A 14,551-nucleotide genomic window follows, 5' to 3' on the forward strand; every position below is an offset into this window, starting at 1 on the left:
TGAGTGTTACTTGAAACCATTCTGCCGCCAGGCCTCATAGACCGCGACCGCCACGGTGTTGGAAAGGTTCAGGCTGCGGCAGCCTTCGCGCATCGGCAGGCGCAGGCGTTGCTCCGCCGTCAGAGCGTCCAACACTTCAGCCGGCAGCCCCCGGCTTTCCGGACCGAATACGAACGCATCGCCCGGGATGAAGCTGACGTCGTGGAAGGGGCGCGAACCCTTGGTGGTGAAGGCGAAAAGGCGCGGATGCCCGAGGCTTTCCAGGCAACTGGCGAGGTTTGCATGGCGCTGCAAGGTGGCATACTCGTGGTAGTCCAGGCCGGCACGGCGCAGGCGTTTATCGTCCATCTCGAAGCCCAGCGGTTCGATCAGATGCAAATGACAGCCGCTGTTGGCGCAGAGCCTGATGACGTTGCCGGTATTCGGTGGAATTTCCGGTTGAAAAAGGATGACGTGAAACATGCACGGCTCCGCAGATGAAGATGAGCGGCATTCTACGCCGCAAACCGACCGCCGTTCGACGCAAATGCCTCGGGTATTGGCTTCGCTGGCGATTTTCGGCTTGATGATCGGTCTGATGATCGGGCGCCTGACCAATCCCGAGCCAAGCGTGCTGCAGCAGATCGAGGTGGCGGATGGCGTGCTGGTGGCCTGGTTCAGCGACGAAGCCAGGTTGCATGGAGAAATCATTGACGGCTCCGTAGCGCTGCTGTTCGAAGCAGAGGGTCAGGCGCAGAAGGGACAGTTGAAATTCAACGGCAAGGATGTGAACTGGCGTGTTCGGTTGAGTGACAAGGGGCTGTTGCTGACGTTGGTGGCGGCGCGTCCGTTGCGCGCCCAGTGGGCCGGCAGCGAGGTGGATGGCCGCTGGCGGCTGGAGGTCCGTCTCCAGGAGTAATAAAAGAGGGAATCCCCGGCCTGCCTGTACCAAGGACCCCAAAACGGGAGGGCTCGCGGTCGGCGCTCAGCCCTGGGCGTAAAGAAGGGAAACCTTGACCTGCCTGTATCAAGGCCCCCAAAACGTTGGGCTCGATGAGCCCTGAATAAAATGGGGAATCCCCGGCCTGCCTGTACCAAGGTCCCCGAAACTGGGTAGTGATTGGGTTATTGCAGGGGGCGTGCCAGATTTAGATGAACTGCCACAGAAAATTTGGTGTTCAGGCTCAGAGCCCCGTATTACGGGGCTTTTACCTGGTACCGGGCTTTTTTTTCTACATGAGTCTTAGGCGGCTGGCTTAAAGCGCGTGCGCAATTGCGATTCGTAGTGCATTAGAGCGGTGCACGAACCTTGATGTGGGAGCAGGCTTGCTCGCGAAGAGGGTATGTCAGCCGACATCGATGCGAACTGACACGCCGCCTTCGCGAGCAAGCCCGCTCCCACAGGTTCTTCAGCCCTCATCCCCCTCATCATCATCCCCACCATCGACCTTCATCCCCAATTCCTTGATCTTGCGGGTCAAGGTATTGCGGCCCCAGCCCAGCAGCACGGCAGCGTCGCGGCGGCGGCCAGCGGTGTGTTTGAGGGCGGTTTCGATCATGATCCGCTCGAAGCTCGGGACGGCGCTGTCCAGCAGGCTCGACTGGCCACGGGTCAGCGCCTGGTCGGCCCATTGGCGCAAGGCCTGTTCCCAATTGGTCACCGGTGCCGAGTCCTGTGGCAGGCTCAACAGTTCCGGTGGCAGGTCGCCGATGTGCACTTCGCGCCCCGACGCCATGACCGTGATCCAGCGGCAGGTATTCTCCAGCTGGCGCACGTTGCCGGGCCACGGCAGGTTCTTGAGGTATTCCTCGGTCTCGCTCTTGAGCAGCTTGGGCTCCACCGCCAGTTCCTGGGCTGCGCGGCTGAGGAAATGCCTGGCCAGGGTCGGGATGTCTTCGCGACGATCCGCCAGACGCGGGATATGGATGCGAATCACGTTCAGGCGATGGAACAAGTCTTCGCGGAATTTTCCGGCGTGGACCAGGGTTTCCAGGTTCTGGTGGGTCGCGGCGATAATGCGCACATCGACCTTGACCGGCGTGTGGCCGCCCACTCGATAGAACTCTCCGTCGGCCAGCACGCGCAGCAAGCGGGTCTGGGTGTCGGCCGGCATGTCACCGATTTCATCGAGGAACAGCGTGCCGCCGTCGGCCTGCTCGAAGCGCCCGCGACGCAGGTTGGCCGCGCCGGTGAATGCGCCCTTTTCGTGGCCGAACAGTTCGGATTCCATCAAATCCTTGGGAATCGCCGCCATGTTCAGCGCAATGAACGGCGAGGCCGCCCGCGGGCTGTGGCGGTGCAGGGCGTGAGCGACCAGTTCCTTACCCGTGCCCGATTCACCATTGATCAGTACGGTGATGTTGGAGTGGCTCAGGCGGCCGATGGCGCGGAAAACCTCTTGCATCGCTGGCGCTTCGCCAATGATTTCCGGAGTCCGGGCCAAGGCTGGCACTTCTTCCAGACCTTGCTGTTCCTGGGCATGCTGGTTGGCGCGCTTGACCAGCGACACCGCTTCATCGACATCGAACGGCTTGGGCAGGTACTCGAAAGCGCCGCCCTGATAGGACGCAACGGCGCTGTCCAGGTCGGAGTGGGCGGTCATGATGATCACCGGTAGCCGCGGGTGCTGCTCGCGAATCCGGGCCAGCAGGTCCAGGCCACTGGCGCCGGGCATGCGAATGTCGGAGATGATGACGTCCGGCTGCTGACGGGCCAGGCGGCTCATGACTCCATCGGCACTGTCGAAGCTCTGGGTGGTCATGCCTTCCTGTTGCAAGGCTTTTTCCAGGACCCAGCGGATAGAACGGTCGTCATCGACGATCCACACGGTTTCACTACGGCTCATGTCGATGTGGCTCCTTGTTCCAGTGGCAGGAAGATCGAAAAGGTGGTGTGGCCAGGGTGGCTCTCACATTCGATCAGGCCCTGATGCTGACTGATGATGTTCTGGGTAATGGCCAGGCCCAGCCCGGTACCGTCCGGACGGCCGCTGACCATGGGAAAGAAGATGGTTTCCTGCAGCTCCGGGGGGATGCCCGGGCCGTTGTCGATGATTTCGATCTTGGTCACCAGGCGATGGCGCACGTGGCCAATGGTGAACTGGCGCATGGCGCGGGTGCGCAGGCTGATGCGGCCCAGGCGCAGTTCGTTCTGGCTGCTGATGGCCTGCATCGCGTTGCGCACGATATTCAAAACGGCCTGGATCATTTGCTCGCGGTCGATCAGGACGTCGGGAATACTCGGGTCATAGTCGCGCACCAAGGTGATGCAGCCCTGGCTTTCCGCTTCCACGAGGCTGCCAACGCGCTCCAGCACTTCGTGGACGTTGCACATCGCCAGTGAGGGCAGCTTGTTCGAACCGAGCATTCGGTCCACAAGATTTCGCAAGCGGTCCGCTTCCTCGATGATGACGTTGGTGTAGTCCTTGAGGCTTTCTTCCGGCAGCTCCCGGGAAAGCAACTGTGCCGCGCCGCGAATCCCGCCAAGAGGGTTCTTGATTTCATGGGCCAGGCCACGCACAAGCATCTTGCTGGTTTCCTGCTTGGACAGCTGGGCCTCTTCCTTGGTGATGCGCAACAGGCGGTCACGAGGATGGACCTCGAGCAGCAACAGAGTCGCGCCGTTGTTCAGGATCGGTGTCACCGCATAGTCCACGGTCAGGGTCTGGCCGGTCAGGGCGGTGAGCATTGCTTCGCGCTTGGTGAACGGATGGGCTTGCTCTACGGCCTGGCGCAGGGAATTGAGCGCCTCGGCCGACTCAGTGAACAGCTCACTGATAAATTGCCCATGGCTGCGTTGGCCGCTGACGGCCAGGAGCATTTCCGCCGCCGGGTTCATGTACTCGAGGCGCAGTTCGGCGTCGAGCAGGATGGTCGCGGTGGTGAGGTTGTCGAGCAACAAGCGGTGTAGTGCGTCGCTAATGGTCATCAGGACCTCTTTTGAAGCGTAGCAAGCACGCGTATGACGCGCTGGTGCCAAGGAAAATGCAAAAACCAAACCAAGGCTCCGAAAAGAAGCGTTTAGAGCCTTAATGGGCTGGATTTCGCCCAGTTACGTGGCGTTCTGCCAGTTTTTTCGGGTACTTTCGAACCAAAAAGGGCAGGCCGATGGGAAGGCTTGCAACTTTTTGCACCAATATAGTGCGCAAGCTTGATGGGCGCTAAAAGAATGGAAGGATGCTGCTCTTTTCTTCTTCGGGCTTGTCGGCCAGGGGGCATTCCGGACGTTGACCATAATCGGCCATGGCGCAGGGCTTGACGCGGCGCTTCTGCGCCAGGGACATGCGCTGCATGTGGAAAGGCTGGTTGGCGGTACGTTCGACGATACGGTCCTGCTCATCGAGGATTTCCACCGCAAGGTGATGAGTGCCGCGATCAACGTTGCTCAAGGCAAATACCGGGCTTGGTCCGGGTTCGCCCGTGGGTTGGCCGTCCAGCAGCAGGCGGTAGCGGTGGCCTTTTTTCAGTCCCGGTTCGCTGGTAGCCGTGACGATAAGCTCGCCGGCGGTGCTGCGTATCGTGGCGTCCGGCTCGGGAATTAACAGTCGGAGCATCTCGTAATGAAACACGGGCCTGGGCGGCTCGTCGGAGGTCGGTGCCGGTGCGGTGCTGACGGGTGGGGTTGGCATCCGGTTGCCGGGCGGCAGTTGGACTTTTTTCGCGTTGCCGGGGCGCGGTTGATCGGTAAAGACCCGATTACCCTGGGCGTCGATGTAAGTGTAGACCTGTGCGAGCCCCGGCAGGGCGACCAGGGCCAGGCCCAGGAGCATCCAGCGGATCATGGCCGGTGCACCCGTTGTACCGTGAACGTGACGGTTTCGCTTTGTTGCACGACAGTGTCTGCGTCGATGACCTGGACCGCCAGGCTGTGCTCGCCTCGGTCGATATTCACTAATTGCAGCCGCGGCACATTGGTCGGCTGGCCATAGGGCTGGCCGTCCAACAGAAGTCTGAACCGATGTGGGCTTTGCAGGCGTGGCTGGGCTCGGACGCCCACGGTAAAGGTGCCGTTGTTGGCGCGCAGGGCTTCTTCGGTGGGAATGTCTGTCAGCTCCAGCGTTTGGTAGGCGTTGCGCGGCTTTTCGTTGATTGCAGGGGGCGTCGGAGTATCCGGGCTGCTCGGGCCCTGGGGTTCGATGCTGTTGAGCGGTGGCAGCTCGACCGCCTGGGCCGGCACTCCCTCAGGCGGCTGGTTGCTGTAGGCGGTGTTGCCGTTGGCGTCGGTGTATTTGTAGATCTGCGCCGCCGCAGGCAACGCCAACAGCAACAACAGAACGCCTGGAAAACCACGACCCATAAAATCAACCGAGAAATGAAAGTGTTGGATTCCAGCATAGGTCAGGAAGGGCGGTTGGCCCAAGTCGTTGCGCATTGACCCAGAGGGAATGGGTTGGGTCAGGCTTTTGGTGGTGTGATGCACAACTCCGCCGTGGCGCGGATCAGGGCGAGCCGGCGTATCGGGTGCTGCTTGTTATGGTGGGTGGCTCGGGCGATCCATCGCGGGCATTGTGGGTCGGTGCGGTAAGGGGAGAAATCGGCCAGTTGCTGCAGCAGACGTTTTTGCAGGCGGTCGAGTTGCGGGCGGATCTGGTTCACCAGGTCGGCGCGTGGCATGTCCGGGGCCTTGCCCTCCATGGCCCAGTCGGACAAATCGACGTACTGCACGAATTTGTTGGCTTCTATTTGAGCTGCAAAGAACGTCTCCACGGTTTCGGCCGTCAGCTTGTAGACCGGCGCCTGGGCGACAGCGGCGGCGATGACTTCGCGCTCGCGCTGACGGTCTTCCACTGGCTTATGGCTGTCCCATTTGCTCAAGGCCACCTGATCGGCGATGGCGATGCGTTCGCCAATGGCGTTAAGCAGCGGGGTAAGGGCATCGGGGGCTGGGGTGGCGTTGGCGGCGGTGGCCATCAACGCCGCTGAGAGGGCAAGGCAGAGCTTGGAGCGCAAAGTCATGGATGATCTCTCGTTTGCTGGGGGTGACGCATGATGCACGTATATTGCGCCCACAAAAAAGGCCTCCCGAAGGAGGCCTCTCTTGATTCACGCCGCCTGGGCGACGCTACCGGATCAGCAGCTGTAGTACAGCTCATATTCCAGTGGGTGTACGAAGGTGCGAACCTTGATTTCTTCTTCGCTTTTCAGTGCGATGTAAGCGTCGATGAAGTCATCGCTGAATACGCCGCCCTTGGTCAGGAACGCACGGCCCTTGTCCAGCTCTTCCAGGGCTTCTTTCAGGCTACCGCAAACCTGTGGGATTTCCTTGGCCTCTTCAGGCGGCAGGTCATACAGGTTTTTGTCGGCGGCATCGCCAGGGTGGATCTTGTTCTGGATACCGTCCAGACCGGCCATCATCAGTGCAGCGAAGGCCAGGTACGGGTTGGCAGCCGGGTCCGGGAAGCGTGCTTCGATGCGGCGCGCTTTAGGGCTGTTGACGTAAGGAATACGGATCGAGGCGGAACGGTTGCGAGCCGAGTAGGCCAGCATGACCGGAGCTTCGAAGCCAGGAACCAGACGCTTGTAGGAGTTGGTCGACGGGTTGGTGAAGCCGTTCAGGGCCTTACCGTGCTTGATGATACCGCCGATGAAGTACAGGGCAGTGTCCGACAGACCGGCATAGCCTTCGCCTGCGAAGGTGTTCTTGCCGTCCTTGGAGATCGACATGTGAACGTGCATGCCCGAACCGTTGTCGCCGTACAGAGGCTTCGGCATGAAGGTCGCGGTGCGGCCATAAGCGTCGGCAACGTTGTGTACAACGTATTTCAGGGTCTGGACTTCGTCAGCCTTCTTGACCAGCGTGTTGAACTTCACGCCGATTTCGTTCTGGCCGGCAGTCGCCACTTCGTGGTGGTGAACTTCGACGGTCTGGCCCATTTCTTCCAGTGCGTTGCACATGGAGGTACGGATCTCGTGGTCGAAGTCGAACGGTGGAACCGGGAAGTAACCGCCTTTCACGCCTGGACGGTGGCCTTTGTTACCGCCTTCCACGTCCTGGTCGGACATCCACGAACCTTGTTCGGAGAAGATTTTGAACATGGAACCGGAGATGTCGGACTTGAACTTGACCGAGTCGAAGATGAAGAACTCAGGCTCTGGACCGAAGAAAGCGGTGTCGCCGATACCGGTGGACTTCAGGTATTCCTCGGCACGGTGGGCGATGGCGCGTGGGTCGCGGTCATAGCCTTGCATGGTCGAAGGTTCGATGATGTCGCAGACCAGGATCAGGGTCGGTTCTTCGGTGAACGGATCCAGGACCGCGGTTTCGTCGTCCGGCATCAGGATCATGTCGGAAGCTTCAATGCCTTTCCAGCCAGAGATGGAGGAACCGTCGAACATCTTGCCGATTTCGAAGAAATCGTCATCCAGCGCATCACGGGCCGGCATGGTCACGTGATGTTGAGTGCCTTTGGTGTCAGTGAAGCGCAGATCAATCCACTTGACGTCATGATCTTTGATGAGTTGAACCGACTTCGACATATGTCCTCCGGGTGGCTTCGGGCGGTAATGGTGTGCCCTGAATATGAGTGATGCCGGCGCGAATACTCGGCCAAGGCAACCTGCCTCACAAGGGAGCAAATTGCATGCCAGTGCCCCAGCATGGGTTTTTTGCACCAAACCCACGCTTTCAGAGAGCCGAAAACGGGGATTGTCGGACAATCACGCACTGTAATGTGGCGATCATCAGTGTAGGTGATCCATTTTGGTGCATTAAAACCGACTGCATATTAACTGGTTAAACCTTGAGCAATTTCCGCTATAATCCGCGCCCCCCTTTTTCGGCTGGCCGTTCGCGCGCTGTTTTCATGAAACTAATCGTAAAAGTCTTCCCCGAGATCACCATCAAGAGCCGCCCTGTCCGGACGCGTTTTATCCGTCAGTTGGCCAAGAACATTCGCGCCGTGCTCCGTGATCTGGACCCGGTCGTGGTGGTGAACGGCGTGTGGGACAACCTCGAGCTGGAAACGCGCGTCAGCGAACCCAAGGTCTTGAAGGAAATGACCGAACGCCTGAGCTGCATGCCGGGCATCGCGCATTTCCTGCAGGTCGATGAATATCCGCTGGGGGACTTCGACGACATCGTCGCCAAATGCAAGCTTCATTATGGCGATGCGTTGGCCGGCAAGATTTTTTCGGTGCGCTGCAAGCGTGCCGGCAAACACCCGTTCAGTTCCATGGACGTGGAGAAGTACGTCGGCAGCCAGCTGCGCCGGCAATGCGGTGCCGCCGGTATCTCCCTGAAAGAACCGCAGATCGAAGTGCGCATCGAAATTCGCGACCAGCGGTTGTTCGTGATCCACAGCCAGCACGACAGCATCGGCGGCTATCCGCTGGGCGCGCTGGAGCAGACGCTGGTGCTGATGTCCGGTGGCTTCGACTCCACAGTGGCGGCCTACCAGATCATGCGTCGCGGGCTGATGAGCCATTTCTGCTTCTTCAACCTTGGCGGGCGTGCCCATGAACTGGGCGTAATGGAAGTGGCGCACTTTATCTGGAAGAAGTACGGCAGCTCCCAGCGCGTGTTATTTGTGAGTGTGCCGTTCGAGGAAGTCCTGGGCGAGATTCTCGGGAAAGTCGACGACAGTCATATGGGCGTCATTTTGAAGCGTATGATGTTGCGTGCCGCGTCGAGCATCGCTGACCGCCTGCACATCGACGCGCTGGTCACCGGCGAGGCGATTTCCCAGGTGTCGAGCCAGACGCTGCCGAACCTGTCGGTCATCGACTGTGTCACCGAAAAACTGGTGCTGCGCCCACTGATCGCGAGCCACAAGCAGGACATCATCGACACGGCCGAAGCCATCGGCACCGCCGATTTTGCCCGCCACATGCCGGAATATTGCGGGGTCATTTCGGTCAATCCGAAGACGGCTGCCAAGCGCGGGCGCGTGGAGCATGAAGAGAAAGAATTCGACATGGCGGTGCTCGATCGTGCAATCGAAAACGCCAGGCTGGTGCCGATCGATCGGGTGATCGATGAATTGGGCCAGGACATCCAGGTTGAAGAAGTCGGCGAAGCGCTGGCCGGCCAGATCGTCATCGACATCCGTCACCCGGATGAAGCTGAGGATGACCCGCTGAGCGTCGCCGGCGTCGAGGTAAAAACGATGCCGTTCTATGCAGTGAACGCGCGTTTCAAGGAACTGGACCCTACTCGCCAGTACCTGTTGTATTGCGGCAAAGGCGTGATGAGTCGCCTGCATGCTCACCATTTGCTCAGTGAGGGGCATGCCAATGTGCGCGTTTATCGACCGAGCTAAGTGCCCGGGGCTGTTTGCCTGTGGCCTGCGTCACCGGCCCCCCGACGCCGCCGGCAAGCTGTAACGGCTTTGTCGGACTCAACGTAAATCGCTGCCACGACCTGTCAGCACACCGAATCCTCTGATCGAGATACACAAGTGATCGAAAATCTACGCAACATCGCCATCATCGCCCACGTTGACCATGGTAAGACCACCCTGGTTGACAAACTCCTGCGCCAATCCGGCACCCTGGAGCGCAACGAGCTCAACGACGAGCGCGTGATGGACTCCAACGACCAGGAAAAAGAGCGCGGTATTACCATCCTGGCGAAAAACACCGCTATCAACTGGAACGGCTACCACATCAACATCGTGGACACCCCCGGCCACGCCGACTTCGGCGGTGAAGTAGAGCGCGTGATGTCGATGGTCGACTCCGTGCTGCTGCTGGTGGATGCCCAGGACGGCCCTATGCCGCAGACCCGCTTCGTGACCAAGAAGGCTTTCGAAGCCGGCCTCAAGCCGATCGTCGTGATCAACAAGGTCGACCGTCCGGGCGCGCGTCCTGACTGGGTTCTGGACCAGATCTTCGACCTGTTCGACAACCTGGGTGCCACCGACGAACAACTGGACTTCCAGGTCGTCTACGCCTCGGCCCTGAACGGCATTGCCGGCCTGGACCACACCGCCATGGCGGAAGACATGACCCCGCTGTACCAGTCGATCGTCGACAACGTCCCAGCGCCTGCCGTTGACCGTGACGGTCCGTTCCAGATGCAGATCTCGGCCCTGGACTACAACAGCTTCCTGGGTGTGATCGGTGTTGGCCGTATCGCTCGTGGTCGCATCAAGCCAAACACCCCGGTGGTGGCGATCGATGTCGACGGCAAGAAGCGCAACGGCCGTATCCTGAAATTGATGGGTCACCACGGCCTGCACCGCGTGGACGTCGAAGAAGCGGCAGCCGGCGATATCGTCTGCATCAGCGGCTTCGAAGAGCTGTTCATCTCCGACACCCTGTGCGATCCGAACGCTGTCGAGGCGATGAAGCCTCTGACCGTGGACGAGCCGACCGTTTCCATGACCTTCCAGGTCAACGACTCGCCGTTCTGCGGCAAGGAAGGCAAGTTCGTGACCTCCCGCAACATCAAGGAGCGTCTGGACAAGGAGCTGCTGTACAACGTGGCACTGCGCGTTGAAGAAGGCGACTCGGCCGACAAGTTCAAGGTTTCCGGCCGTGGTGAGCTGCACCTCTCGGTACTGATCGAAACCATGCGTCGCGAAGGCTTCGAAATGGCCGTAGGCCGTCCGGAAGTGATCATCCGCGTCGTTGACGGCGTCAAGCAGGAACCGTTCGAGAACGTCACCATCGACATCCCTGAAGAATCCCAGGGCAAGGTGATGGAAGAGATGGGGCTGCGTAAGGGCGACCTGACCAACATGTCCCCGGATGGCAAGGGCCGTGTGCGCCTGGAATACAACATCCCGGCGCGTGGCCTGATCGGCTTCCGTAACCAGTTCCTGACCCTGACCAACGGTGCCGGCATCCTGACCTCGATCTTCGATCGCTACGACACCATGAAGTCCGGCCACATGTCCGGCCGTCAGAACGGTGTTCTGGTATCGGTCGAAACCGGCAAGGCGCTGACCTACTCCCTGGAAACCCTCCAGGCACGTGGCAAGCTGTTCGTCGAGCACGGCCAGGAAATCTACAACGGCCAGATCGTCGGTCTGAACAGCCGTGACAATGACCTGGGCGTCAACCCTACCAAGGGCAAGAAGCTCGACAACATGCGTGCTTCGGGTAAAGACGAAACCATCGCCCTGGTTCCACCTGTTCGCTTCACCCTGGAACAGGCCCTGGAATTCATCCAGGACGACGAACTGTGCGAAGTGACACCGAAGTCCATCCGTCTTCGCAAGAAGATCCTGGACGAAGGCGAGCGTACCCGCGCTGCCAAGAAAGCCAAGGCTTGATCGTTTAGCCCCGGCTGAATGAAAAACGCCCCCGGTCGTGAGATCGGGGGCGTTTTTTTATGCCTGGGGTTTATGCAGTGACCGGCAGGCCGCTTTCGCGAGCAAGCCCGCTCCCACAGGCTCAGCGCTGTCCTTGTGGGAGCGGGCTTGCTCGCGAAGACGGTAGGTCAGGCGCTAAATAGTCAAAACCGATCCAGCGTCCGCGAATTACGCTCGCGCTCCACTTCCTTGGGCTTGTACGCGCAATACCCCGGCCGCGGCCCGATGCGCGGGTGGTTGCGGCAGGTGTCCGGGCGTTTCTCGTAAATGGTGCACAGCCGGCTCTTGCGGTCCAGATAAAGGCAATCGTTGTTGCTCATGCGCTGGAGCGTGAAGATCTCGGACTTCTGGTTGTAGCGTTCGACAATCCCTTCCTTTTGCAGGCGCTTGGCGATGTTTTTCGGCGGGTCGCCCAGCTCGAACTCATCGACGATGCCGATCCGGATCAGGTCCTTGATCTTGACCTCGACCGGCAGCGTGCAGCAGCTCGACACACAGGAGCCGCACATCGGGGCGGAATATTTGGCCCAGGTATCGAGTCGGTCGATCTCCGCGGCGGCGATCAGGTTGGGCTTCATCATCGAGGTTTACCAGCATGCGTCAGGGCGCGCGATCATACCGGGACTGGTGAAATTTTGAACGACCATCCGCCGATTTTTTTTCGATCCCGACCACCCCCTCCAGTAGCGGCACGGCCCCTGCATTCATTCGCCCATCCGGCAATTCCCTGGCGACGATTCTCCGGCGCGTGGGGAAAACCACCGAACCAAGCGCCTGCGCCGTCTGTCAGACCGTCTAGGCTCAGACAATTCCCTGTTCGTTCGAGGTCTTATCCATGACTCAAGAACCGCTTGTTCGCGAAGCTGAAGTGGCCGCATTTCGCGACGCTGTGTTGACCAAACTCACTTATGCCGTCGGCAAGGACCCCGATCATGCGTTTGATCACGATTGGTTCGAAGCCATTGCCCTCGCCGCCCGCGACCATATGGTCGAGCACTGGATGGACCACACGCGGCAGATCTACCGCAAGGGCCAGAAGCGTGTTTATTACCTCTCCCTGGAATTTCTCATCGGGCGCTTGCTTTACGACAGCCTGAGCAACCTCGGCCTGCTGGATACCGCTCGCGAAGCGCTGACGGAGCTGGGCGTGGACCTGGAACGCATCCGCACGCTCGAACCCGATGCCGCGCTGGGCAACGGCGGCCTCGGCCGATTGGCGGCGTGCTTCATGGAAAGCATGTCCACCCTGGGCATCGCCGGGCACGGCTACGGCATCCGCTATGAACACGGCCTGTTCCGCCAGGCCATCGTCGACGGCTGGCAGCAGGAGCAGACCGAGCATTGGCTGGACTTCGGCAACCCGTGGGAGTTCGAACGGCCGGAGGTGGTCTACCCGATCGGCTTCGGCGGCAGTGTCGAGACGGTGACCGACGACACCGGCAAGACCCGACAGGTCTGGACGCCAGGGGAAACCGTGCGGGCCATTGCCTATGACACCCCGGTGGTGGGCTGGCGCGGTGCCAGTGTCAACACCTTGCGTCTGTGGCGCGCCCGGGCCGTGGAAGATCTGCATCTGGAGCGTTTCAATGCCGGCGACCACTTGGGCGCCGTGGCCGAAGTGGCACGGGCCGAAAGTATTTCCCGCGTGCTCTACCCGGCCGACAGCACCGAGGCCGGGCAGGAATTGCGTTTGCGCCAGGAGTATTTCTTTGTCGCCGCCTCGCTGCAGGATCTGCTGCGCCGTCATCGCAACATGCATACCTCGGTGTTGACCCTGGGGGATCACGCAGCGATCCAGCTCAACGACACCCACCCCTCCATCGCCGTGGCCGAGTTGATGCGCCAACTGGTGGACGTCTATGACGTGGCCTGGGACGCCGCCTGGCAGATCACCCAGGACACGCTGTCCTATACCAACCACACGCTGCTGCCCGAAGCATTGGAAACCTGGCCGGTGGGGCTGATGGAGCGCATGCTGCCCCGGCACATGCAGATCATCTACCTGATCAACGCCCAGCACATCGATTCGCTGAGGGCCAAGGGCGTGCATGATTTCGACGTGCTGCGCTCGGTCTCGCTGATTGAAGAAGACAACGGTCGTCGGGTGCGCATGGGCAACCTGGCCTTCCTGGGCTCCCACAGCGTCAACGGTGTGTCCGGACTGCACACGCAGTTGATGCGCAGTACGGTGTTTTCCGAGCTGCACAAGCTCTACCCGGAGCGGATCAACAACAAGACCAACGGCATTACTTTCCGCCGCTGGCTGTTCCAGGCCAACCCGGAACTGACCTCGATGATGGTCGATGCGCTGGGCCCGAGCGTGCTCGACAATCCCGAGGAACGCCTGATCGAACTGGAGCCGTTCGCCGATAAGCCGGCATTCCGCAAACTGTTCGCCGAGCAGCGCCTGCACAGCAAGAAGGCCCTGGCCTACCTGATCCACGAGCGGCTGGGGATTGCCGTAAACCCGGCGGCGATGTTCGACGTACAGGTCAAGCGAATCCACGAGTACAAGCGTCAGTTGCTCAACCTTATGCACACCGTGGCACTGTACCAGGCGATCCGCGCCGAACCGGAGGTGGACTGGGTACCGCGGGTGAAGATCTTCGCCGGCAAGGCCGCCGCCAGTTATCACCAGGCGAAGCTGATCATCAAGTTGACCAATGACATCGCCCGGGTGGTGAACAACGACCCGACCGTGCGTGGTCTGCTCAAAGTGGTGTTCCTGCCCAACTACAACGTCAGCCTGGCCGAGAGCATCATCCCGGCGGCGGACTTGTCGGAGCAGATTTCCACCGCCGGCTTCGAAGCATCCGGTACCAGCAACATGAAGTTCGGCCTCAACGGCGCGCTGACCATCGGTACCATGGACGGCGCCAACGTGGAAATGCATGAGCGCGTGGGCGGCGAGCACATGTTTATCTTCGGCCTGACCGCCGAGCAAGTCGAGGCCCGCAAGCGCAACGGCGAATTCAGCGCCGCGCCGGACATCGCCGCCTCCCATCGCCTCAACGACGTGTTGCAGGCGATCCGTGGCGGGGTGTTTTCCCCGGACGATCCGATGCGCTACACCGGGCTGGTGGATTCGCTGGTGGACTACGACCGCTTCCTGGTCTGCGCCGATTTCGACTCGTACTGGCATGCCCAGGCCAAGGTCGAGGAGCGCTGGCACGACTCCAAGCAATGGTGGCGCTCGGCAGTGCTCAACACGGCGCGCATGGGCTGGTTCTCCTCCGACCGGACCATCCGCGAGTACGCCACCGACATCTGGAAGGCGTTGGAATAGCCTTAGCTGTCAGAAATGTGAGCGAAGCCCA

Annotated in this window: 12 protein-coding genes; 4 read left to right on the top strand and 8 right to left on the bottom strand. The window is 60.3% G+C overall.

Features of this window, described 5'->3' with window-relative positions; translation table 11 throughout:
• Positions 1–6: 6 nt before the first annotated feature.
• Positions 7–462 carry a tRNA (uridine(34)/cytosine(34)/5-carboxymethylaminomethyluridine(34)-2'-O)-methyltransferase TrmL gene (trmL, locus tag LCU97_RS15670; RefSeq protein WP_053147859.1) on the bottom strand — a complete coding sequence of 152 codons (456 nt, stop codon included), beginning with the start codon at positions 460–462 and terminating at the stop codon, positions 7–9.
• On the opposite strand from trmL, the gene LCU97_RS15675 reads away from it, so the two are divergent.
• Complete coding sequence (locus tag LCU97_RS15675) at positions 461–898, top strand: hypothetical protein (protein ID WP_053147857.1); 438 nt, start codon at positions 461–463, stop codon at positions 896–898. The two genes, trmL and LCU97_RS15675, sit on opposite strands and share 2 nt — an antisense overlap.
• Before the next feature lie 490 nt (positions 899–1,388).
• Here LCU97_RS15675 and ntrC read toward each other — a convergent pair whose 3' ends face one another.
• From ntrC to glnA, 6 genes are all read right to left on the bottom strand, one after another.
• Complete coding sequence (gene ntrC / locus LCU97_RS15680; protein ID WP_053147855.1) at positions 1,389–2,825, bottom strand: nitrogen regulation protein NR(I); 1,437 nt, start codon at positions 2,823–2,825, stop codon at positions 1,389–1,391.
• Positions 2,822–3,907: a nitrogen regulation protein NR(II) gene (gene glnL / locus LCU97_RS15685; RefSeq protein WP_053147853.1), complete on the bottom strand. Its 1,086-nt coding sequence runs from the start codon at positions 3,905–3,907 to the stop codon at positions 2,822–2,824. Before glnL ends, ntrC begins: the two co-directional genes overlap by 4 nt.
• A gap of 232 nt (positions 3,908–4,139) precedes the next feature.
• The gene (locus tag LCU97_RS15690; RefSeq protein ID WP_053147851.1) at positions 4,140–4,760 is read right to left on the bottom strand and encodes a DUF4124 domain-containing protein; all 621 of its coding nucleotides are present in this window, start codon (positions 4,758–4,760) and stop codon (positions 4,140–4,142) included.
• Entirely contained in the window at positions 4,757–5,275 is a 519-nt protein-coding gene (locus LCU97_RS15695) for a DUF4124 domain-containing protein (protein ID WP_053147848.1), read from the bottom strand. Before LCU97_RS15695 ends, LCU97_RS15690 begins: the two co-directional genes overlap by 4 nt.
• 98 nt (positions 5,276–5,373) lie before the next feature.
• Positions 5,374–5,934, bottom strand: coding sequence for a chorismate mutase (locus tag LCU97_RS15700; protein WP_082339663.1), 561 nt, complete (start codon positions 5,932–5,934; stop codon positions 5,374–5,376).
• A 114-nt stretch (positions 5,935–6,048) separates the two neighbouring features.
• Complete coding sequence (glnA, locus tag LCU97_RS15705; protein ID WP_053147846.1) at positions 6,049–7,455, bottom strand: glutamate--ammonia ligase; 1,407 nt, start codon at positions 7,453–7,455, stop codon at positions 6,049–6,051.
• 326 nt (positions 7,456–7,781) lie between these two features.
• On the opposite strand from glnA, the gene thiI reads away from it, so the two are divergent.
• Positions 7,782–9,236 carry a tRNA uracil 4-sulfurtransferase ThiI gene (gene thiI / locus LCU97_RS15710; protein ID WP_232777106.1) on the top strand — a complete coding sequence of 485 codons (1,455 nt, stop codon included), beginning with the start codon at positions 7,782–7,784 and terminating at the stop codon, positions 9,234–9,236.
• 138 nt (positions 9,237–9,374) lie between these two features.
• Entirely contained in the window at positions 9,375–11,195 is a 1,821-nt protein-coding gene (gene typA / locus LCU97_RS15715; protein WP_053147843.1) for a translational GTPase TypA, read from the top strand.
• A gap of 182 nt (positions 11,196–11,377) precedes the next feature.
• Here the strand turns inward: typA and LCU97_RS15720 are convergent, their stop codons facing one another.
• A complete protein-coding gene (locus LCU97_RS15720) occupies positions 11,378–11,815 on the bottom strand; it encodes a YkgJ family cysteine cluster protein (RefSeq protein ID WP_053147841.1) in 438 nt (145 codons plus the stop codon).
• A 254-nt stretch (positions 11,816–12,069) separates the two neighbouring features.
• Between LCU97_RS15720 and LCU97_RS15725 the strand changes: the two genes are divergently transcribed.
• Positions 12,070–14,520, top strand: a complete 2,451-nt coding sequence (locus LCU97_RS15725; RefSeq protein ID WP_053147839.1) for a glycogen/starch/alpha-glucan phosphorylase — start codon at positions 12,070–12,072, stop codon at positions 14,518–14,520.
• The last annotated feature ends 31 nt before the right edge of the window (positions 14,521–14,551 follow it).

The sequence above is a fragment of the Pseudomonas uvaldensis genome, assembly GCF_021271205.1.
In the GTDB taxonomy this organism is placed as follows: Bacteria; Pseudomonadota; Gammaproteobacteria; order Pseudomonadales; family Pseudomonadaceae; genus Aquipseudomonas; species Aquipseudomonas uvaldensis.

Coding starts and splice junctions, on each gene's coding strand:
- LCU97_RS15675 (WP_053147857.1), top strand. CDS start 461: ATGCACGGCTCCGCAGATGAAGATGAGCGGCATTCTACGCCGCAAACC.
- trmL (WP_053147859.1), bottom strand. CDS start 462: ATGTTTCACGTCATCCTTTTTCAACCGGAAATTCCACCGAATACCGGC.
- ntrC (WP_053147855.1), bottom strand. CDS start 2,825: ATGAGCCGTAGTGAAACCGTGTGGATCGTCGATGACGACCGTTCTATC.
- glnL (WP_053147853.1), bottom strand. CDS start 3,907: ATGACCATTAGCGACGCACTACACCGCTTGTTGCTCGACAACCTCACC.
- LCU97_RS15690 (WP_053147851.1), bottom strand. CDS start 4,760: ATGATCCGCTGGATGCTCCTGGGCCTGGCCCTGGTCGCCCTGCCGGGG.
- LCU97_RS15695 (WP_053147848.1), bottom strand. CDS start 5,275: ATGGGTCGTGGTTTTCCAGGCGTTCTGTTGTTGCTGTTGGCGTTGCCT.
- LCU97_RS15700 (WP_082339663.1), bottom strand. CDS start 5,934: ATGACTTTGCGCTCCAAGCTCTGCCTTGCCCTCTCAGCGGCGTTGATG.
- glnA (WP_053147846.1), bottom strand. CDS start 7,455: ATGTCGAAGTCGGTTCAACTCATCAAAGATCATGACGTCAAGTGGATT.
- thiI (WP_232777106.1), top strand. CDS start 7,782: ATGAAACTAATCGTAAAAGTCTTCCCCGAGATCACCATCAAGAGCCGC.
- LCU97_RS15720 (WP_053147841.1), bottom strand. CDS start 11,815: ATGATGAAGCCCAACCTGATCGCCGCCGCGGAGATCGACCGACTCGAT.
- LCU97_RS15725 (WP_053147839.1), top strand. CDS start 12,070: ATGACTCAAGAACCGCTTGTTCGCGAAGCTGAAGTGGCCGCATTTCGC.